The sequence below is a fragment of the Paraburkholderia sp. J11-2 genome, from assembly GCF_905220185.1.
Taxonomy (GTDB): Bacteria; Pseudomonadota; Gammaproteobacteria; order Burkholderiales; family Burkholderiaceae; genus Paraburkholderia.
In genome coordinates, this window is record NZ_CAJMYY010000010.1 from 1 (window position 1) to 19,333 (window position 19,333).

At 66.3% G+C, this 19,333-nt stretch carries 19 protein-coding genes; 9 read left to right on the top strand and 10 right to left on the bottom strand.

Annotation, left to right across the window (positions count from 1 at the left end; genetic code table 11):
• The 3 genes from U5A57_RS15560 to U5A57_RS15570 form a co-directional block, all read right to left on the bottom strand.
• The coding region (locus tag U5A57_RS15560) for an aromatic amino acid lyase (protein ID WP_321912263.1) at window positions 1-916 on the bottom strand (916 nt) is incomplete at its 3' end.
• A gap of 124 nt (window positions 917-1,040) precedes the next feature.
• Entirely contained in the window at window positions 1,041-1,973 is a 933-nt protein-coding gene (locus U5A57_RS15565) for a LysR family transcriptional regulator (RefSeq protein ID WP_321912264.1), read from the bottom strand.
• Window positions 1,974-2,103: 130 nt separating this feature from the next.
• Window positions 2,104-3,051, bottom strand: coding sequence for a LysR family transcriptional regulator (locus U5A57_RS15570; protein WP_321912266.1), 948 nt, complete (start codon window positions 3,049-3,051; stop codon window positions 2,104-2,106).
• Between the two features lie 226 nt (window positions 3,052-3,277).
• Between U5A57_RS15570 and U5A57_RS15575 the strand changes: the two genes are divergently transcribed.
• From U5A57_RS15575 to U5A57_RS15595, 5 genes are all read left to right on the top strand, one after another.
• Window positions 3,278-4,585: an MFS transporter gene (locus tag U5A57_RS15575; RefSeq protein WP_321912268.1), complete on the top strand. Its 1,308-nt coding sequence runs from the start codon at window positions 3,278-3,280 to the stop codon at window positions 4,583-4,585.
• 171 nt (window positions 4,586-4,756) lie between these two features.
• Window positions 4,757-5,833 carry a porin gene (locus U5A57_RS15580; RefSeq protein WP_321912270.1) on the top strand — a complete coding sequence of 359 codons (1,077 nt, stop codon included), beginning with the start codon at window positions 4,757-4,759 and terminating at the stop codon, window positions 5,831-5,833.
• Between the two features lie 26 nt (window positions 5,834-5,859).
• The gene (locus tag U5A57_RS15585; RefSeq protein WP_321912271.1) at window positions 5,860-7,341 is read left to right on the top strand and encodes a M20 family metallopeptidase; all 1,482 of its coding nucleotides are present in this window, start codon (window positions 5,860-5,862) and stop codon (window positions 7,339-7,341) included.
• Between the two features lie 134 nt (window positions 7,342-7,475).
• Window positions 7,476-8,381 carry an NAD-dependent epimerase/dehydratase family protein gene (locus U5A57_RS15590; protein WP_321912273.1) on the top strand — a complete coding sequence of 302 codons (906 nt, stop codon included), beginning with the start codon at window positions 7,476-7,478 and terminating at the stop codon, window positions 8,379-8,381.
• Between the two features lie 106 nt (window positions 8,382-8,487).
• On the top strand, window positions 8,488-8,670 hold the full coding sequence (locus U5A57_RS15595; RefSeq protein WP_321912275.1) for a hypothetical protein: 183 nt from the start codon (window positions 8,488-8,490) through the stop codon (window positions 8,668-8,670).
• Window positions 8,671-8,741: 71 nt separating this feature from the next.
• Here the strand turns inward: U5A57_RS15595 and U5A57_RS15600 are convergent, their stop codons facing one another.
• From U5A57_RS15600 to U5A57_RS15610, 3 genes are read right to left on the bottom strand one after another with little or no spacing between them, the layout of a single operon-like run.
• The gene (locus U5A57_RS15600) at window positions 8,742-9,482 is read right to left on the bottom strand and encodes a thioredoxin family protein (RefSeq protein ID WP_321912277.1); all 741 of its coding nucleotides are present in this window, start codon (window positions 9,480-9,482) and stop codon (window positions 8,742-8,744) included.
• Window positions 9,483-9,516: 34 nt separating this feature from the next.
• Complete coding sequence (locus U5A57_RS15605; RefSeq protein ID WP_321912279.1) at window positions 9,517-9,855, bottom strand: SRPBCC domain-containing protein; 339 nt, start codon at window positions 9,853-9,855, stop codon at window positions 9,517-9,519.
• Complete coding sequence (locus U5A57_RS15610; protein ID WP_321912281.1) at window positions 9,855-10,304, bottom strand: metalloregulator ArsR/SmtB family transcription factor; 450 nt, start codon at window positions 10,302-10,304, stop codon at window positions 9,855-9,857. Before U5A57_RS15610 ends, U5A57_RS15605 begins: the two co-directional genes overlap by 1 nt.
• A gap of 139 nt (window positions 10,305-10,443) precedes the next feature.
• Here U5A57_RS15610 and U5A57_RS15615 point away from each other — a divergent pair, with 139 nt between their 5' ends.
• Complete coding sequence (locus U5A57_RS15615; RefSeq protein WP_321912283.1) at window positions 10,444-10,839, top strand: hypothetical protein; 396 nt, start codon at window positions 10,444-10,446, stop codon at window positions 10,837-10,839.
• A gap of 122 nt (window positions 10,840-10,961) precedes the next feature.
• On the opposite strand, the gene U5A57_RS15620 is transcribed toward U5A57_RS15615, so the two are convergent.
• Window positions 10,962-12,362, bottom strand: coding sequence for an NCS2 family permease (locus U5A57_RS15620; protein ID WP_321912285.1), 1,401 nt, complete (start codon window positions 12,360-12,362; stop codon window positions 10,962-10,964).
• Between the two features lie 532 nt (window positions 12,363-12,894).
• On the opposite strand from U5A57_RS15620, the gene U5A57_RS15625 reads away from it, so the two are divergent.
• Complete coding sequence (locus U5A57_RS15625; protein ID WP_321912287.1) at window positions 12,895-13,932, top strand: PRC-barrel domain-containing protein; 1,038 nt, start codon at window positions 12,895-12,897, stop codon at window positions 13,930-13,932.
• Between the two features lie 11 nt (window positions 13,933-13,943).
• On the top strand, window positions 13,944-15,197 hold the full coding sequence (locus U5A57_RS15630) for an MFS transporter (protein WP_321912289.1): 1,254 nt from the start codon (window positions 13,944-13,946) through the stop codon (window positions 15,195-15,197).
• Window positions 15,198-15,409: 212 nt separating this feature from the next.
• Here U5A57_RS15630 and U5A57_RS15635 read toward each other — a convergent pair whose 3' ends face one another.
• Together U5A57_RS15635 and U5A57_RS15640 are read right to left on the bottom strand one after the other, a co-directional pair.
• Window positions 15,410-15,883, bottom strand: coding sequence for a DUF3331 domain-containing protein (locus U5A57_RS15635; protein WP_051482004.1), 474 nt, complete (start codon window positions 15,881-15,883; stop codon window positions 15,410-15,412).
• A 792-nt stretch (window positions 15,884-16,675) separates the two neighbouring features.
• A complete protein-coding gene (locus U5A57_RS15640; RefSeq protein WP_321912291.1) occupies window positions 16,676-17,584 on the bottom strand; it encodes a LysR family transcriptional regulator ArgP in 909 nt (302 codons plus the stop codon).
• A 143-nt stretch (window positions 17,585-17,727) separates the two neighbouring features.
• On the opposite strand from U5A57_RS15640, the gene U5A57_RS15645 reads away from it, so the two are divergent.
• Entirely contained in the window at window positions 17,728-18,345 is a 618-nt protein-coding gene (locus U5A57_RS15645) for a LysE/ArgO family amino acid transporter (RefSeq protein ID WP_321912293.1), read from the top strand.
• A gap of 46 nt (window positions 18,346-18,391) precedes the next feature.
• Here U5A57_RS15645 and U5A57_RS15650 read toward each other — a convergent pair whose 3' ends face one another.
• On the bottom strand, window positions 18,392-19,324 hold the full coding sequence (locus U5A57_RS15650; protein ID WP_321912295.1) for a hypothetical protein: 933 nt from the start codon (window positions 19,322-19,324) through the stop codon (window positions 18,392-18,394).
• Window positions 19,325-19,333 lie beyond the last annotated feature (9 nt).

The following is a 19,333-nucleotide window of genomic DNA, read 5'->3' on the forward strand; positions in this document are numbered from 1 at the left end:
TGAGCAGCACCTGCGCCGCGTGGCGCATCTGGTCGAGACACGCGCCCATCACCTGCGGCTGGCAGCGCAGCGAGTACGGGTCCTGGACCTTGCCGCAGTCGCGGTGCGAGAGGTTGATCGCCGAGCCTTCGAGCAGCGTGCGGTAGGCCGCGGCGGCATCGATCTGGCCGCGATGACCGCGCAGTTCGTGAATGCGGGCGTCGAACGGCTTCACCGAACCGGCCGCTGCATCCACGCACAGCGCGCCCGATACGAGCGCCGTGCGGTACAGGTCTTCGATCGCGAACATGTTGTAGATCGCGAGCGCGGCGGAGGCCTGCGTGCCGTTGAGCAGCGCGAGACCTTCCTTGGCCTGCAGCGCGAGCGGCTTGAGGCCCGCAGCGGCGAGACCCGCCTCGGCGCTGGCGCGCTCGCCGCGGATGAACACCTCACCAATGCCGAGCAGCACGGCCGACATATGCGCGAGCGGTGCGAGGTCGCCCGAGGCGCCCACCGAGCCCTTCACGGGAATGAGCGGCAGCACGTCGGCGTTGAAAAGCGTGATGAGCGCGTCCATCACTTCGCGGCGGATACCCGAATAGCCGCGGCCCAGGCTCGACAGCTTCAGCGCCATCAAAAGGCGCACGACCGGACGCGACATCGGTTCGCCCACGCCCACGGCGTGCGAAAGCACCAGGTTGCGCTGCAGCAGTTCGAGCTGGTCGCTCGGGATGTGCGTGCTCGCGAGGCGCCCGAAGCCCGTATTGATGCCATAGGCGGGCTCACCTTTCGCCGTGATCTCGGCAACGGCGCGTGCGCCGGCGTCGATGGCCGCGAAGCTGGCCGGATCGAGCTCGAGCCGCACTGCCTCGCGCGCGATCTGGCGCAGTTGGGGCAGGGTCAGATGGCCGGGCGTGAGGCGAAGGGTCGGGAGCATGGTCGAATCCTGTCTATACAAGTCGCGAAAGTGGCCGAAGTCTAGCCTGGCGCGCCTGTCTATACAACTCCTCTTTGCGGCCCTTGTGGCCTGGGACTATCCACGAGAAGGCCGCGAGCGACCGTCACGCATCGAGTTGCAGCCTGCCCCCAATAAACGCGAGGAAGCACTGCACGCGCGCCGCAAGCGCCGCGCTGCGGTAATACACGGCGTGGATCGGCTGGCGCGATTCGATCAGCGCGTCGTCCAGCACCGTGACGAGGCGTCCCGCCCCACGGTCGGCCGTGGTGAGGAAGTCGGAAAGGCACGCGATGCCGCTTCCGGCGAGCGCGAGCTGGCGTATCGTCTCGCCGCTCGACGCCAAAAGCGCGGGTGCGATGGTGTAGCCGGATTCGGTCTCTTGCGTCCTTGCGGCCGTGCCCGCTTCGCCGCCGCCAGCCGCACGCAGCGGCCAGCCGTTCAGATGCGCGGGCGCCGTAAAACCGATCAGCCGATGTTCGCGCAACGCGGCCACGCTGCGCGGCGTGCCATGCGCCGCGAGATAGGCGGGACTCGCGACGATGCGCAAACGGCTCGTGCCGAGCGCGCGCGCGTGCAGCGTGGAGTCCTGCAGCGTGCCGATGCGAATGGCGATATCCACGCGCTGCTCCAGCAAATCGACGATGCGCTCGTTATTCGTGAGCTCGAGTTCGATCTCGGGATACGCCTCGGCGAACGCCGCGACGTGCGGCACGATGCAGTGAAGCATGAACGGCGTGGCCGCATCCACGCGCAAGCGCCCCGAAGGACGCTCGCGGTGGCGCGTGACGGCCTCTTCGGCATCGGCCATCGCCGCGAGAATGGCGCGGGCGCGATCGAGGAACAGCTCGCCCTCCTCCGTGAGCTGCAAGCGCCGCGTGGTGCGCAAAATCAACGCGACGCCCAGCTGCTTTTCGAGCCGCGTCAGCGCGCGGCTCACGCCGGATACGGTTTGCTCGAGCTTTTCGGCGGCGGCGGTGATCGACCCCGCATCGATCACGGTGACGAATACGAGCAGTTCGTCGGTGGAGGTTTTCATGGTCGGTTCGCGCCTGGACTGCGTTGGCACGCAACGGGTGCGGCGCGCCTCTAGCGCCCGGATTGTCGCCCACGGCGCGGGCAACGCCAAGCGTCTGCGTGAGACGCCAGCGGCGCTCGGCAAGGCGCGCTCAGCGTGCCGCCGTCGGCCGTCTGGCAGGCGCACCGCGGCCGCGCGGCGTTTCGTCGATCGCCTGAATGGTTTCGGTGATGCAATCGACAAAGCGTTGGGCCATCGCGGTTAGCACCGCATCTCGGCGGAACAGCAGGTAGAGCCGTCGCGCGGGCGGCTGCCCGATCAGGTCGAGCGTTTGCAGATGCTCGAGCGCCTCTTCGGCGCGCAAGGCGAGATGCGTCCACGATGTCACCACGTTGGCGTTGAGCGCGAGCCCGTAATAGAGCGCCTGCGAGGCGCAGCGCGTCACCCGGCGCGGCGGCGGCAAACCCGCCTCGGCAAACTGTGCGGCGAGAAACGCGCGAAACTCCTCCGACGGCCCCGTGTGCAGCCATTCGGCATCCTGAAGATCGATGAGCGACTTCGCCTTCGTCAAACCACCGCGACGGCTCACAGCGAACCACATCGGAAACGTCGCCAACTCCACGCAACGCACCGTCGCGAACTCGCGCGGCTGCACGCTCGGGGCAAGTGCGAAATCCAGCTCGCCGTTCTTCAACAGTTCGACGAGCTGCGAAGGCGCGTGTTCGACGAACTCGAGCGCGACGTCGGGCATACGCTGCCGGAACCGGTCGTACGCGCCCGGCAGGACGCTGATGCCTGCGAGCGGCGTCACGCCGATTGTCACGCACCCCTGACGCTGATCGCGCAGGTTCGCCAACGCGTTCTCGGTACGCAGGATTTCGTTGACGATCAGCTCCGCGCGCGCGAGCAACACACGCCCGTCGCTCGTGAGCGTGACGCCCGATGAACTGCGCGTCATGAGCAAGAGCCCCACTTCGTCTTCGAGATCGCGCAGCGCACGCGTGACGGCAGGCTGCGTCACGCACAGCAGGCGCGCGCCCTCGTGCACGCTGCCCGCCCGCGCCACCGCCACGAGTGCGCGCAACTGATGCAGCTTCATGACCTATGCGCCTTCGCGAAGCGGTCTGCGCCGGACGACGCTGGCAGCGCTGCACGCCGCGACATGGATGTCAGTTCTGACACGGGATTCACCTGATAAACCGTTTTTATCGGAATAAGAATTTATGTCTATTTCGATTATAGAGACGTTCCTATGATTTGCCGCATGACATTGCACGACGTTTGTCCCGACGCAATGCGCGATATATCAATCAAGGAGACCGCGCGTGCAGCAAAACCTCGCCTCATCGATCGACACCGCCTCAGCTGCTTCCCACCGAGGCTCGCGGACCCGTACGATCATCGCCACATCCGCCGGCAATGCGCTGGAGATGTTCGACTTCACCGTGTTCAGCTACTTCGCCGCGCTGATCGCCAAGGCGTTCTTCCCGGTCGATTCCGGCGCGGGCTCGATGCTGCTCGCGCTCGCGACCTTCGGCGTGGGCTTCGTGATGCGGCCGCTCGGCGGCGTGCTGATCGGCGGCTACGCGGACCGCAAGGGGCGCAAGGCCGCGCTCACGCTCACCATCGCGCTGATGATGGCCGGCACGGCGCTCATCGCGCTCACCCCCACTTACGCGCAGATCGGCGTTGCCGCGCCGATCGCGGTGGTCGCGGGCCGTCTGCTGCAAGGGTTGTCGGCGGGCGGCGAAATCGGCACCGCGACGGCGTTTCTCATGGAGTCGGGGCCGCTCTCGCGGCGCGGCTTCATGGTGAGTTTCCAGATGATGAGCCAGGGCGTCGCGGCGCTGCTCGGCGCGCTCAGCGGCGCGCTGCTTTCGGCCGTGCTGCCGCCCGATGCGCTCGAAGCCTGGGGCTGGCGCCTGCCTTTTCTGTTCGGCCTGCTGGTCGGACCGGTCGGCTTGTACATCCGCCGCCATCTCGACGAAACCCACACGCCGGAACCGAAAACGCAGAGCGCCGTGCGCGAGTTGCTCGCCGGCTACAAATCGCGCCTGCTGCTCGGCGTGCTGATGATCGTCGGGCCGACCTCGATGCTCTACATCATGGTGTTCTATATGCCGGGTTACGCGGTGCGCGCGCTGCATCTGCCGGTGGCGACGTCGTTCCTCGCCGGCTGCGCTTCGGGTCTGACGATGACGCTCGCCGCGCTGCTCGCGGGCCTGTGCATCATCGACCGCCTGCCGCGCCGCAAGCCGCTCGTGTTCGTGACCACGCTGCTTTCGCTGCTGTGCGTGTATCCGTCGTTTCGCGTATTGCTCAGTTCACCGTCGATCCCCGTGCTGATCGCGATCGTTACCGTCGTCATGGGGCTCGCGACGCTCGGTACCTCGTCGTTCTTTCTGCTCATCATGGAAGCCTTTCCTCAGCGGGTGCGCGCCACGGCGCTCGCGGTGATCTACAGCGTGGGCGTGACGGTCTTCGGCGGCTTCGCGCAATTCAACGTCACGTGGCTGCTCCAGCACACCGGGGACGCCATGTCGCCCGCGTGGTATCTGCTCGCGGCGGGCACGGTCAGCCTCGTCGCCATCGCGAGCTTTCCCGAACGGCGCGGCATCGGCGCCGCGCAATGACCGCACGGTGATCGAGCGCTAACCATCGCTCGCACCGCGCCCCTCCTGGGCAACGTCTGCTTTTTCGTCTTTCCGGTGCGCCTTCGGCGCGTCGGAGGCAGGCGTGCGCGCGCCAGCTTGAGTCCCGTGCGCATCGCATCCGTGATCCATCAGACCAACAACATTAGAGACATGAAGACATTCTTTCCCACCGCTTCGCAATGCTTGCGCCCACTCGCGCTGGCAATCCTCGCCTTGGCCGCTCATGGCGCGCAGGCGTCGATGACGGTCTACGGCGCCGTCGACAGCTTCCTGCAATACTCGAACAACAGCGGAGACACCGCGCTGCGACTGCAAAGCGGCGGCGCGTCCACCTCGCGCTGGGGCATCACCGGCTCCGAGGACCTGGGTGCGGGCGTCTACTCGGGTTTCAAGCTCGAAGGCGGCATCAACCTGATGAACGGCCAGCAGCAGAGCGCCACCTCGATGTTCAATCGCGAGGCCAATCTCTGGATCGGCTCCGAGCGCTGGGGCCGCCTGAAACTCGGCAAGCAGTATCCGGCAATTCCACCCGAAGGCGCCGACCCGTTCTATGCCGTCGGCATGCTGTCGCCGTGGGCGAGCGCCGTGCTCGCGGTCGGCGACCTGGGCCCCGGCGCGACGACCGTGCAGGCGCGCGTGGACAACGCCGTGAGCTATCAGACGCCGACTTACAACGGCCTGAGCGCGACCGTGCTCTACGCACTGCGCAACGAGGCCGGCGCGAGTCCAGTCGCCCGCAACGTGGGCGGACTCGTCGATTACGCGAACGGTCCGCTCGACCTCACCGTCTCGTACAACGCGATCTGGGCCGACACGCCGCACGGCAAGGCACCTGGCACACCGGACGGTCCGCGCACCGACCTCGTGATGGCAAGCGCGCTCTATCAGTTCGGCGCGCTCGGCGCTTCGGCGACCTTCACGCTCACGCGCCCCACCGCCATCAACACTTACGTGGCGAGCGTGTACTCGCTCGGCGCGGTGTGGTCGCAGGGGCCGCACGCCGTGCGCGCCGGTGCGATCTACCGCAACGTGTCGGGCCGCGAGGACAGCGCGTTCGGCCTGCTGCTCGGCTACGACTATCAGTTCTCCAAGCTCACCGGCTTGTACGCGCGCGTGGGCGGATTCCGCAACCAGGGCCAGTCCCAGCTCTCGTTCGGCTCCGATCCGCTCGCGTCGCCGGGTCTCAATCCGCTCGTCGTCGCGCTCGGTCTGCGCAAAAAATTCTGATCGACTCTCTCACCTGCCTCGAAACCATGACACCTCCTACCGCTCTCGCCTCGCTCGCCACCGCATTCATCGACGAACATGCGCCGCGCTACACCGCGCTCGCCGACGCCATCTGGCAACTCGCCGAAGTGCGCTACGAGGAAACCGTCTCGGCGGCCCTGCATATCGACGCACTCGAAGCCGCGGGCTTTCGCGTGACACGCGGCGTTGCCGGCATACCCACTGCTTTCGTCGCCGAATACACGAACGACTCGCAAGGCGCCGCCACGGCCGATAACGCGCCGGTGGTCGCGATCCTTGGCGAATACGACGCGCTCTCGGGGCTGAGTCAGGAAGCAAGCGCACTCGCCTGCCATCCCGCCAGCGACATCGCCAACGGCAACGGCCACGGTTGCGGCCACCATCTGCTCGGCACCGCCGCGCATCTCGCGGCGGTCGCCGCTGCCGCCGAGTTGAAAGCGACCGGCCGGCCCGGCACGGTGCGCTTCTACGGCTGCCCGGCCGAGGAAGGCGGCTCCGGCAAAACCTTCATGGCGCGCGCCGGCTGCTTCGACGACGTCGACGCCGCGCTCTCGTGGCACCCCGCGACGCACACAGGCGTGTTCGCGGCCAGTTCGCTCGCCAATATTCAGGCGTACTTCCGGTTTCACGGCCGGGCGTCGCACGCGGCCGCGTCACCGCATCTCGGACGCAGCGCCCTCGACGCCGTCGAATTGATGAACGTGGGCGTCAACTATCTGCGCGAGCATATGCTGCCGGAAGCGCGCGTGCATTACGCCGTGACCAACACGGGCGGACTCTCGCCGAATGTCGTGCAGGCGAACGCCGAAGTGCTCTACCTCGTGCGTGCGCCTCGCAACGATCAGGCGCGCGATCTCTACGCGCGCGTGTGCGACGTCGCGCGCGGCGCGGCGCTGATGACGGGCTGCCGTCTCGAGATCGTGTTCGACAAGGCCTGTTCGAACCTGCTGCAAAACACGATCCTCAACCGCGTCGTCGATCGCCATCTGCATGCGTTCGGCGCGCCCGCCTGGAGCGAGCCCGAGACCGCGTTCGCACGCGCGCTCCAACAGGAAACCTTGAGCGCCGAGGACATAGACAGCGCGGCGCGCTCGCTCACCCATGCGTGGCGCGAACCGCAACCGCTTTTCGACCGCATCGATCCCTACGAGCCAGGCAACGAAAAACCGCTCTATGGCTCGACCGACGTCGGCGACGTCAGCTGGGTCACGCCGACGGCGCAATGCTTCGTGAGCTGCTTCGCGTTCGGCACGCCCTTCCATTCGTGGCAGCTGGTCGCGCAAGGCAAGACCTCCCTTGCGCACAAAGGCATGCTGCTCGCAGCGAAAACGCTGGCCGCCGCCGCGCTGGATCTGCTCGCCCACCCACGGCTCGCGGCCGAAGCGAAAGCCGAATTGATCGAACGCCGTCGCGGCAAGCCGTACGAATGCCCGATTCCCGCCGACGTGCCATTGCCCTTCACTCGTGCCACCCACGCAACGGCCTGAGCGCGGTGCGGCTCGTCGTCGTCCGCATTATTGATCGCGAGTCAAGATTCATTTGAGACTAAAGCGGTTTTTGCAAAGCCGGAATGCGCCGATACTGATCGCCGTCGCAAATCGAACAGAACCAGGAGCAACCCATGAAAGTATTCGTGACAGGCGCAGGCGGTTTTATCGGCGGCACGATCGCAGCGCATCTCGTGCGCGCGGGCCACACGGTGCGCGGCCTCGTACGCCGCCCCGAGCAGTTCGCCGACCTCGAAAAACTCGGCATCACACCCGTGCAGGGCGATCTCGACGACCGTGCGACGCTGATGGAGCAAGCGCGCGCCGCCGACGCCGTGATCAACGCGGCCAGCAGCGACCATCGCGGCGCGGTCGAGGCGCTCATCGACGCGCTCGCAGGCTCCGGCAAGCCGCTCCTGCACACGAGCGGCTCGAGCATCGTGGGCGACGCATCGGGCGGCGAAGCGACCGATCGCATCTATTACGAAGACGCCCTGCCCGAGCCGACCGCCGACAAGGCGCCGCGCGTGGCGATCGATAATCTCGTGCTCGCGGCGGCGGCGCGCGGCGTGAAGAGCGCCGTGCTGTGCAACACGCTGATCTATGGCGTGGGCGCCGTGCCGGGCGCCGCAAGCGTGCAACTGCCGCGGCTCATCCGTCAGGCGCAGAAGAGTGGCGTGATGCGCCACGTCGGGCGCGGCCTGAATATCTGGTCGAATGTGCATGTCGACGACGTGGCCGAACTCTATCGCCTCGCGCTCGAAAATACGCCGGCGGGCACGTTCTACTTTGTCGAAAGCGGCGAAGCGAATTTCCGCGACATGACCACGGCGCTCGCCGATGTGATGGGTCTCGGCGCGCCGCAGGACTGGCCGCTCGAAGCAGCAATCGAGGAATGGGGTTATGAGATGGCGTCGTACGGCCTCGGCTCGAACAGCCGCGTGCGCGGCGAGCGCGCCCGCAAGCTGCTCGGCTGGCAGCCGCAGCGCACCTCGGTCACCGACTGGATTCGTAAAGAGATGCCAAAACCGCAAAGATAAGTGCTGTAGAGCACGTTATTGTTGCGTATCCGTAAGGTCGATTCGCTAGAATCCGAGCGTCTTGCACTAGCTGCTGGCGCGTTGCGCGCCGGCACCGGATACGCCGATGCTACTCGCGCTGAACTTCTACTGGCTGACCAATCTGCTGGCCGTCCTGATCATCGTCGCGTGCCTCTACGACACGCGCTACGATGAATATGGCACGCTGACGCTCGCCGCCAGCGCGATGGGACTGATCGTGATGGCGATCGAAGTGCTGCTGCGCCCCGCGTTCGAGATGTCGCTCTAGCCCATTTCTTACGCTGACATCGCAGCAGTCTTTCGCTGTACTAACAACCGTCTATCGTCATTGCGCGGCATTTACTGCTTCTCGTGCGCACAGCACGACGACTGCGCGGGCGCATCTTCATAGCGATCGTGGTGACGCATCCACTCGCGCATGTCCTTCTCTTCGTTGCGCCCCTTCGCGGTGAGTTCCAGCATCGCATACGTTCCGATCAGCATGTCCCCGCCGCGCGCGTATGTCGAATACGTGTGGTACACGTTGCCCGCTTCGTCGCGATAGAACGCGCTGACGCCGGGCAGTTCGTCGCTCATGTATTCCTGCTCGGTGTAGTTGTAGATCGCCCTTCCGCGCGCCTTGTCGGCCTCGCTGAACGACACGTGATAGTCAAAGTTGAAGTCGCTCGCATTCGACGACACCCACGGAAAACGCCAGCCCATGCGCCGCTTGAACGCCTCGATCTTCGCGAGCGGCGCGCGCGATACGGCCACGTAGGTCACGTCGTGATGCTCCAGATGCGGCAGCATGCCGTCCACGTGGTCGGAGAGGAACGAGCAGCCCGGGCACCCCTCTTCCCACTCCGGCCCGAGCATGAAGTGGTAAATGATCAGCTGGCTGCGCGACCCGAATAGCTCGGCAAGCGTGCGCGCACCTTGCGGCGTATCGAACGTATAGGTTTTCTCGACTTTCACCCACGGCAGCGCCTGACGCTTCGCCACCAGCGCGTCGCGTGCATGCGTGAATGCGCGCTCCTCTGCCAGCAACGCCTTGCGCGCCTCCAGCCATTCGGCCTCCGAAACGATCTTGTGCGTCTCCATCGTCCAATCCTCCTTTCGGTTACATGCGCGCCGTTCAGGCGAACAGCGCCACCAGTTGATCCATCGCACTTGTCCAACCCTCGTTATGCGAATCGCGCGCCGCTTCGTCGAAGAAGCGTTCGTGTTTGAGCGTGAGGTCGGTGGCGGGCCCATCGGCGCGCAGCGTCACCGTGACGAGCGACTCGCGCTCCGGCGTGCTGCGCCACGCCCACGTAAATACGAGCTTTTCGTCCGGCACGACTTCGAGATACGTGCCGCTCACGTCGTGCTCCTCGCCGTTCGCGCCACGCATGATCACGCGAAAGCGCCCGCCCACGCGCACATCCGCTTCAGCGTGGATGCAAGTGTTGTCGAGCGGTTGCATCCAGCGCATCAGCTGCGCCGGCTGCGTCCACGCGGCGTAGACCTTCGCGGCAGTGGCGTTGAGCCGCCGCCGGATGGTGAGACTTGGAGCTTGCCAGGTGCCGGGTCCGGCTGCGGGCTGGGTAGACATGCATCTTCCTCCACGAAAGCGGCGAGTCGATCGAGCGTTTCGCTCCAGAAGCGTTGATAGTGCGCGAGCCACTGCATCGCGTCCTCCATCGGCCCCGCCGCGAGCCGGCACGCCACGGTGCGGCCGGTTTTCGCGCGCGTGACGAGGCCCGCCTGGGCGAGTACATCCAGATGCTTCATGACCGCGGGCAACGACATCGAGAACGGCTGCGCGAGCGCGCTCACAGAAAGTTCGTCGTGCTGCGCGAGGCGCGCGAGCAGCGCGCGCCGCGTGGGATCGGCGAGCGCCGCGAAGGTGCGGTCGAGGGTGTCGTCTTCATACTTAACCATGCGGTTAAGCATAGACGGCGAGCGCGCGATGTCAAGGAAAGCGTCGGCATGGACTGGCGGCGGCGCGCACGACCGCACAGCCGCCACTAGAATGGCCGTTTCACCGCGTCGCGCCATTCCACCTCTGCCACGTCACGCCATGCCGTCCAAAATCCGCAACTCGCTGCTCTGGATCTTCGACGCCTTCGAGCGCGAGCCCAGTTACGTCCGCAAGCCCATGTTCGGCTGCGACGCCGCGTATCTGGACGGCCTGCTATGCCTTGTGGCCGCCGACCGCGACGCGCCGTTCAACGGCGTACTTGTCTGCACGTCGCGGGAGCACCACGCGTCGCTCATCGAAACGATCCCGGCGTTGCGAGCGCATCCCGTGCTCGGCAAATGGCTGTATGTGCCGCAAGCCGATGCGGCCTTCGAAGATACCGCCGCGCAGTTGAGTGCGCTCGCCCTAGCGCGCGACCCGCGCATCGGCGTGGAGCCTAAGCCGCGCAAGCCCCGCAACGCGGGCAAGGGGCGCAACAGCGTGCTGCCGGAGTAACGAGGCAAGAAAATCACGCGCCGAAAGCCACACGGCCCGCGCCGCCGTGAAGCGACGCGGGCCGTGCAGCCGCCCGGACGGGCCGCCGTGGCCGCCGGGCGAATGACCGGGTCATCCGATTCTCAGATGGCCCAGCCGCCCAGGTAGAACGCGGCCAGCACGCCGGCGATCACCACCGTGCCCACATTCAGCTTGCGGATCTCGCCGCTCACCACGCGGCCGATCACGAGCGTGCAGAAGCCCAGCATGATGCCGGTGACGATGTTCGCCGTGAGCACGATGAACACAGCGCACACGAGGCCCGACATCGCATCGACCATATCGGCCATGTCGAGGCGGCTCACGCTCGACAGCATCATGAGGCCCACGTACATCAGCGCGGGCGCCGTGGCGTACGAGGGCACGAGGCCCGCGAGCGGCGCGAAGAACATCACTGCGAGGAACAGCACGCCCACCGTAGCGGCGGCGAGGCCCGTCTTCGCGCCTGCGGCCACACCCACCGTCGATTCGATATAGGCCGCCGCCGGCGCGCCGCCCAGGAAGCCCGAGAAGATCGAGCTGACCGAGTCGGCCGTCAGTGCCCGCCCGCCGTTGACGATACGTCCGTTCGCGTCGAGTTGACCGGCCTGCCCCGCCACGGCGCGGATCGTGCCGGTGGCGTCGAACACGGCCGTCATCACGAGTGCCAGCACGCTCGGCAGCACGGCGAGCGAGAGCGCGCCCTTGATATCCATCGCACCAATCAGCGAGGCATGGCCCGGCGCCGAAAGCGACGGCCACGCGAACACGCCGTGAAAGCTCACGGCCGGGTCGATGGCGAGGCCGAGCGCCGAGATCGCGACGATCACGATGAGGATCGAGCCCGGCACACGGCGGCGCACGAGGCCGAAGATCGCGGCAAGGCCGACCACGGAGAGGATCACGGGCAGCGAAGTGATGTGGCCGAGCGAGACCGGCAGACCCGCGCCCGGATTCTTGACGACGAGGCCCACGTCATTGGCGGCGATCAGCAACAGGAACAGGCCAATGCCGATGCCCGTGCCATGTGCAATGCCGTGCGGGAGGTTGCGCAGGATCCACGAGCGCACGCCCGTCACCGAAATGCCCGTGAACACGAGGCCCATGAGGAACACCGCGCCGAGCGCCACTTCCGGCTTCAAGCCCTTGCCGAGCACGAGGCCGAAGGCCGTGAACGCCGTGAGCGAGATGGCGCAGCCGATGGCGATCGGCAGGCGCGCCCACAGGCCCATGAGCAGCGAGCCGAACGCCGTGGTCAGACACACGGCCACGAACACGGCGCTGGTGTCGAAGCCCGCCTTGCCGAGCATGCCCGGCACGACGAACACGGAGTAGACCATCGCGAGGAAGGTCGTGACGCCCGCAATCGCCTCCTGGCGCAGCGAGCTGCCGCGCGCGGCAATGTCGAAATAACGGTCGATGAAGCCCGAGGCCTCGCCCAACTCGATGGGCTCGGCTTCGGCGGCGGTCGTGCCGGCAAGCGGCTGCGCGTGGGGTTCGATCATGGTGAGTGCCTCCTTTATCAGCATGCTGAAACGGTTCACGGCTCACCAGCCGATCCGTCATCAGGTTTGTCTCGAATGATGTAGTTGTGTCGACGCGTTGCCGGCGCCTGGCTCAACGTCCGGCGCTCATCGTTTTGACATCTCTTTATGGATGGAGCGAAGGTTAGGCGAACACGTTATGCGCTCCCATCGCATGAGTCGCATTGAGTTCATGCCGCGATGCTTATATGCCCGTGTACTGGGCGCGCCGCGCGGGCTGGCCCCGCGTTTACACCTGGACGCGCCTGGAAGCCCCTGAACGCGGCGCGGGCGGTTTTCAGGGCGGCCTGACCTGTTTCGTCTGACGAAGGCGCGACGAATCGCCATCGCTACGGCTCGAGCGGGCATCCTGCCGCCCGGCGCGGCGTTTGCGGCACGTCAACCGCGTCGTCATTAAGCGGATCGGCCTGGCGCGCGGGTTACACTCACGCATCCCGACCCGGTTTCCCCCCGCCGCGCGCGTCGCGCCGGCTGCTCCAAGGAGTTTCAGTAGATGAGACGCGGCATCTTGCGTTCCGCACGTCCTGTTTTTCACTTTCCGTACGCCCTGACGCTGCTGATGCTGCTCACGCTTTCGGGCTGCAGCCTGTTCCGGCCGGCCCCGCCGCCCGAGCCGGAAGCGCCCGTGGCCACGGAGCCCGAGCCGGCCGCAAGCGAGCCCGAGGCCGCGTCCGCGCCGGAGGCGGCGAGCGAGCCGGAAACGGAGAGCACGGTGAGGCCTGCGCCGAAGAAGCCGCGGCCCGCGCTGGTGCGCCGCCCCCGTCCGGCGCCGCCGCCGCCCGCGCCCGCGAGTGCCCCGCCGGCACCGCCCCGGCCGCCGCTCGTGCAGGTACGCACACTCGAGCGCGGCACCTTCCGCACGCTGCTCGACAGCGAAGTCCAAAAAACCGACGGCAAGGTCGTGGGCCGTGCCGTCGATATGGTCACGGGCCCCGGCGGCAAGCCGGTCGACGTCGTGGTGAACCTGCAAGGCTTCATGGGCATTGGCGATCGCAAGGCCAACTTCCCGTGGAGCGGCGTGCGCGTGAACACTCAGGCAAAAACGCCCGCCATCACGCTCGCCCTGCCCGCGAGCCAGCTGCAGGTGCCCGACCGGCCCAAGGCCGGCGCGCCGCAGCCCGGCAACCCCGAGGCGAGCGCGACGCGCCTGCCCATGCTCGACGCGGACGTGGAGCGCGCCAACGGCGCCAAGGTGGGCCGCGTGGTGGACGTGCTGCTCGACGGCAGCGCCGCCCCGCAGGCCGTGGTGCTCGACGTAAGCGGCACGCTCGAGAAGCGTCATACGATCGCGGCCGACTGGTCCGCGCTGCGCTTCGTCACGAAGAACAATGCGCTCGAGGCGCAGCTCGAAATGAGCGATCAGCAGGTGGATGCCTCGCCGCCCTACGCTCCCGATCAGCCGGTGCGCGCCGTGACGCCCGCGGCTCCGCCGCCCCCGGCCGCCCCGGCTGGACAAGCCGCCCCGCCGGCCCAAGCCGCGCCCGCTGCATCGCCTGTCGCCTCCGCAGCCAATGCCCACGGTGCCAAATGACGGACGGCACCATGCAACAACCCAATCCAGACCCGCGCAGCGTGCGCGCGCTCGACTGGCTGAACTTCTTCGTAGCGAACGTGCAGACGGGCTTCGGGCCGTTCATCGCGTCGTATCTGGCATCGCACAAGTGGACGCAGGGCGAGATCGGCCTCGCCCTTTCGGTGGGCACGATCAGCGCGATGGTGAGCCAGGTGCCGGGCGGCGCGGCGGTGGATGCCCTGCGCAACAAGAAGGCCGCTGCCGCGTGGGCGATCATCGCGATCATCGTCTCTGCCGTGCTGCTCGCCGCAAGCCCGACTGTCGTGGCGGTCATGGCCGCCGAGGTGTTCCACGGCTTCGCCAGCTGCATGCTCGTGCCGGCCATGGCGGCGCTCGCGCTCGCGCTGGTGGGCCGCCAGAACCTGGGCGACCGGCTCGGCCGCAATGCGCGCTGGGCCTCGATCGGCAGCGCGGTGGCCGCCGGGCTCATGGGCTTGTGCGGCGAGTACTTCTCGCCGCGCTCCGTGTTCTGGCTGACGGCCGCGCTCGCGCTGCCCGCACTCGTCGCCCTCGCGATGATCAAATACGACCAGAATGCCGCCTACGCCAAACCCGCAGCCAAGCCCGGCAAGGCTGGCGCCGCGGCGGGCTCGGGCGAAGCTCGCGAGACGATTTTCGACCTGCTGCGCGACCGGCGCATGCTGACCTTCGCGGCCTGTGTGGTGCTGTTCCACCTCTCGAACGCAGCGATGCTCAACCTCGCCGCCGGCGAGGTGACGGCCGGTATGGGCGACAACGTTCAGCTCGTGATCGCGGCGTGCATCATCGTGCCTCAGGCCATCGTCGCGCTGATGTCGCCGTGGGTGGGCCGCACCGCCCAGGCCTGGGGGCGCCGCCCCGTGCTGATTCTCGGCTTCTGTGCGCTCCCGCTGCGGGCGCTCCTGTTCGCGGCGGTCGGCAACCCGTACTTCCTCGTGCCGGTGCAGATGCTCGACGGCCTTTCGGCTGCCGTGTTCGGCGTGATGCTGCCGCTCATCGCCGCCGACGTGGCGGGCGGCAAGGGCCGCTACAACCTCTGTATCGGGCTCTTCGGACTTTCGGCGGGGATTGGGGCCACGCTCTCGACGGCGCTTGCCGGCTTTATCGCCGACCACCTGGGCAATACGGTGAGTTTCCTCGCGCTCGCGAGCGCGGGCGCCGCTGCGGTGCTGATGGTCTGGCTTGCGATGCCCGAGACGCGCGACGCGCTCGAAGAAGAAAACGCCCGCGACGCCACGGTTTGAGCGGTGCGCCGCCGCAGCGGGCGCCGGTTGCGCCTGCCCCGGCGGACGGTGGCAACCCGCTTTTGTCGGGACGCACGAAAACCGGCGCCCTCAGGGCGCCGGTTCGTGCAAATTCATGACGGTGGCTGACGGGGTGTGGCCCGGTTCACAGACAAAGAAAGAGGCAAACCCCGCAAACCCGCGCGGGCGACCGGTACGCCCGTGCACGCCGCTCAGGCGGCCAGTGCCTCGTCCAGACGCGCCGCGACGACGGCGTTGGGAAGGTTGTCGAGCTTGCTCGCGAGGATCATCGCGTCGGCATTGGCCGGACGATGACGGCGATTCGGGCTCGGCCGGAACACCGCGTCGCCGCGGCGGATCTTCTCGCCGGTCAGTGCGCAAACGGCGCTGCGGCGCGCTGTGCAAACCCGCCACAACTGGTCGGAGTACCGGCCATAGGTGGCGTCGCTCCAGCAAACGGTGATGCTGTCCGGATCATGCCGCCGGATCAAGGTAATGCCCTGCGCGTCCCACGAACGTACGGTGGCACGCCGCCGGTTGGCCGCCTCCGAAGCGCCGCGTGTGATGGGTACCGGTTTGCAGCTTCTGCCGCCTTCGAATTCGCTGTCCAGGCTTAGCGGCTCGGAAGCCGCGGACAGAAGGTCAATGGTTTGTTGCCAAACGCTGCCGGTATCTAATTTCGTCATAATGCACCTCGTGCACGTGGAAACGATTCAAATATGCCGGTCGAATAAGCACTCTGCCACGTCCGGATTATAGCGTGTCTAACTCGCAATCCACAGGAAAAACGCAATTTTCACACGATAATGCCAAACGCAAAAAACGAGATGGCGGAGCTTTCAGTTCCGACTGTAAGCCTCCAATGTTGGTTTCTTTACATCCGTGAACTTTTTTGCCGATTTGATGATACTTAACAATCCCGCTGCGGAAAAAATAACCGGTTTCTGGCTTGATGTCACTAGCGGCGTGACTTTCGAACATAACTGAATTGTTACAGCGCCCGCTGCGTCCGATAGGCGCATGCCGCCCGAAACGCCCGCCCAGTGCCCATCTAGCGGTCTTTACGCGGAACGCACTGGCTCCACTCTTACACACGACACGTGACCGATCAATGAAACGCAATGCCCTATTCGACATAGGCGCATCAGACATATCACATACTAAACGTCAGTCTATTGACCGTAATATTCTCGCACGAAGCTTGCATCATCCTGTGCATCGAATATCGAGACATTCCACTATTCGGAATAGCAATTAATGGATTTTGAATATTCCTTTAGCGGCTTTGCTACCTGTCAATCCTGTCATTGTGCGATGCGTTCCATACGAATAGCAACAAAGCGGTGATGTTACAAGCACCATCATCCGCACCGAAAGAATGCACACTAAACCCCCATTGAATCCGCGGATAAAGACAAACGAATGAAGATATCGCGCGGTTCGTCTTAGGTGCGTCTTAGGTGCGTCCTGGTTTCGCCTCAGGTGGCGCGGCCCTGATCGAGAAATTCGCCGGCGCGTACTCTGAGCATCGAGCCGAAGTCGTCGAGCCAGCCAATGGAAAGCCGCCAGCTCTGCCAGTAGAGTTCGACGTCGAGCGCCCGGCCCGGCGTGAGCTCAACGAGTTCGCCGCGCGCGAGATGCGGCGCGATCATGCGCTCGGGGCACATGCCCCAGCCCAGACCATTCAGGCAGCAACGCAGAAAACCGGCCACATGCGGAATCCAGTGCAGCGGCGCATCGATCTGCGCACGCGTGATGCGGCGAATGAAGCGCTTTTGCAGCTGATCCTTGGGATTGAACTCGACGCACGGCGCGCGGCGCAGCGTGTCGCGCGTCACGCCCTGCGCGAAATACTGCGCGAAGAACGCCGGCGAGCACACCGCGAGATAGCGCATGCGGCCAAGGCGTGTGGAGCGGCAGCCCTGCACGGGCTCGGCCTGCGTCGTGACGGCGCCCTGCACGCTGCCGTCGCGCATGCGTTGCGCGGTGTGATCCTGGTCGTCGATCACAAGATCGAGCAGAATGCCGCGCTCAACGCAGAAGGCCGCCACGGCGTCGATGAACCAGGTGCCCACGCTGTCGTCGTTCACTGCCACCCGCAGCGTCGGCCGCGCTGCCCCCAGCGCGCTCGTGAAGGTCGGCATCGCCCCGCCCAACTCCGCCTCGAGCAACTGCACGCGCTCCGTGTGACGGCACAGCAGCGCACCCGAAGCCGTCGCGACGCAAGGCTGGCCACGTTTCACGAGCACGGTGCCCACGCGCTCCTCCAGCAGCTTCACGCGCTGCGAGACCGCCGACGGCGTGACGTTGAGCGCGCCCGCAGCACGATCGAACGAACCATGCCGCACGACGGCGGCGAGCGCATCGAGCAAGGCATAGTCGAGCATTAGCGTTCCTTAATCCGGTTAATGAAAATGAGCTGTTCTTATGCGGCTCATGGCGGCAGACTAGCGCCATTCCCTGTCGATGTCCAACGATCGCAGGCGCCGCGTACCGCGCCGCCCGCGCTCCCACTTTGCCCGCAACCGTCATGAACTGGCTCGCTTTCACTCACGGCGCAGCGCTTTGCGCCTCGCTCATCGTCACGATTGGCGCACAGAATGCGTTCGTGCTGCGTCAGGGCATCCTGCGCTCGCACGTCGGCAAGATCGTCCTGCTTTGCACGCTGTCCGACTTCGTGCTGATCGGCGCGGGGGTGGGCGGCGCCTCGGCGCTCGTCGAGCGCTATCCGACTTTCGTGCATGTCGTGCTGTATGTGGGGCTTGCCTGGCTCGTGTGGTTCGGCATTGGCGCGCTGCGGCGCGCGGTGCGCCCTTCGCACGCGGTGCTGGAAAGCCATGCCGCGGCGGATGCGCCCGAGCAGCGCGCATGGCCGATCATCCTCATGACGCTCGCGTTCACCTGGCTCAATCCGCACGTGTATCTCGACACCTTCCTGCTGATCGGCACGGCCGGCGCGCGCGAACCGCAGGGCAGCCGCCTCGCCTTTGCGATCGGCGCCATGTGCGTGAGCGCGGTATGGTTCGTCGCGCTAGGCTACGGCGCACGTGCGCTCGCGCCGCTGTTCCGGCGTGCGAGTGCGTGGCGCGTGCTCGACGGCGCCATCGGCGGCATGGTGCTATTGATCGCATTTGCGCAATTGCGCTAACACGCGCGCCCACTCAACACGCGGTTGGCGATCGGCGCATGCGCCGCTACTGTGCCGCGCCCCTCGCCTTCTGCTGCTGCAGCAGGCCCTCGACGAGTTCCGGCGACATATAGTGCGGCCCGTCGAAGAGATAGACGCGATAACCGTGATACGCCTCGAGCTGCGGCGCGAGTTCCGCGGCCGTGGCTGCACGAAAGCCCCCACCCTGCTTCGGGCGGAACGCCTCCGCAATGATGCGCACGCGCTTGTGGCCCAGATGCGCCGATAAGGCGTCCGCGTATTCGCGCGCCGCCGCCGGGCCGCGCGCATAAACACCGCAGCCGTCCTGCAGCAGCACGCCGACATCTTTCGGCAGCCAGGTGTCGAGCCATTTCGCCAGCGCCTCGCCGCCCATGTTGCTGGTGTCGTACACGCTGATCCACAACGGATGCGGCAGCTTTTCCAGCAGCGGCGCCATACGTGGTGCGTCGGCCCAGGTGGGATCGACTTCGACAGGGAAATACCAGCCCGTGATGTGCACCGGCGGCCGCACAGCCGCTAGCTTCAGCGATCGTTCGACCAGCGTTTCGAGGTTCTCGCGCGCTTTCTTCTCGTCCGAATAGCCCGCCAGCCCGACGATCACGCCGCGCGCCCACGGTTCATTGGCAATGCGCACCCAGTCGGGCACGCGCGGCGCGGGAATGCCCGCGCCCGCCATGAACGCCACGTCGTCCACGGCGATCCATTGCACCAGCAGTTCGTTCACGCCTAACCGGTCCCAGTTGCCGCGCAGGTCGAGATGGTCGTTATCGGGCTGCCAGACGATGCCTTGCGCGAGCGCATCGGCGTGTGCGGGAACCTGCAGCGTGCAACCGGCGGCAGCCAGCGCGCACAGTGCCGCGCCTGCCAGACGCGCGCAGCGCCGCACAACGCACGAGCGCTTTCGTGCGGCTTCTGCCGCGTGGCCCGCATTGCCCTGGGCCGTTCTTCGCACGATCATCAGGTTTCC

Excerpts from the sequence above, each read along its gene's own strand:
- U5A57_RS15645 (WP_321912293.1), top strand. The coding sequence starts at position 17,728 with ATGAACTGGCTCGCTTTCACTCACGGCGCAGCGCTTTGCGCCTCGCTC.
- U5A57_RS15620 (WP_321912285.1), bottom strand. The coding sequence starts at position 12,362 with ATGATCGAACCCCACGCGCAGCCGCTTGCCGGCACGACCGCCGCCGAA.
- U5A57_RS15600 (WP_321912277.1), bottom strand. The coding sequence starts at position 9,482 with ATGGAGACGCACAAGATCGTTTCGGAGGCCGAATGGCTGGAGGCGCGC.
- U5A57_RS15565 (WP_321912264.1), bottom strand. The coding sequence starts at position 1,973 with ATGAAAACCTCCACCGACGAACTGCTCGTATTCGTCACCGTGATCGAT.
- U5A57_RS15635 (WP_051482004.1), bottom strand. The coding sequence starts at position 15,883 with ATGACGAAATTAGATACCGGCAGCGTTTGGCAACAAACCATTGACCTT.
- U5A57_RS15590 (WP_321912273.1), top strand. The coding sequence starts at position 7,476 with ATGAAAGTATTCGTGACAGGCGCAGGCGGTTTTATCGGCGGCACGATC.
- U5A57_RS15595 (WP_321912275.1), top strand. The coding sequence starts at position 8,488 with ATGCTACTCGCGCTGAACTTCTACTGGCTGACCAATCTGCTGGCCGTC.
- U5A57_RS15580 (WP_321912270.1), top strand. The coding sequence starts at position 4,757 with ATGAAGACATTCTTTCCCACCGCTTCGCAATGCTTGCGCCCACTCGCG.
- U5A57_RS15650 (WP_321912295.1), bottom strand. The coding sequence starts at position 19,324 with ATGATCGTGCGAAGAACGGCCCAGGGCAATGCGGGCCACGCGGCAGAA.
- U5A57_RS15630 (WP_321912289.1), top strand. The coding sequence starts at position 13,944 with ATGCAACAACCCAATCCAGACCCGCGCAGCGTGCGCGCGCTCGACTGG.
- U5A57_RS15585 (WP_321912271.1), top strand. The coding sequence starts at position 5,860 with ATGACACCTCCTACCGCTCTCGCCTCGCTCGCCACCGCATTCATCGAC.
- U5A57_RS15610 (WP_321912281.1), bottom strand. The coding sequence starts at position 10,304 with ATGGTTAAGTATGAAGACGACACCCTCGACCGCACCTTCGCGGCGCTC.
- U5A57_RS15570 (WP_321912266.1), bottom strand. The coding sequence starts at position 3,051 with ATGAAGCTGCATCAGTTGCGCGCACTCGTGGCGGTGGCGCGGGCGGGC.
- U5A57_RS15640 (WP_321912291.1), bottom strand. The coding sequence starts at position 17,584 with ATGCTCGACTATGCCTTGCTCGATGCGCTCGCCGCCGTCGTGCGGCAT.
- U5A57_RS15605 (WP_321912279.1), bottom strand. The coding sequence starts at position 9,855 with ATGCGCTGGATGCAACCGCTCGACAACACTTGCATCCACGCTGAAGCG.
- U5A57_RS15625 (WP_321912287.1), top strand. The coding sequence starts at position 12,895 with ATGAGACGCGGCATCTTGCGTTCCGCACGTCCTGTTTTTCACTTTCCG.
- U5A57_RS15615 (WP_321912283.1), top strand. The coding sequence starts at position 10,444 with ATGCCGTCCAAAATCCGCAACTCGCTGCTCTGGATCTTCGACGCCTTC.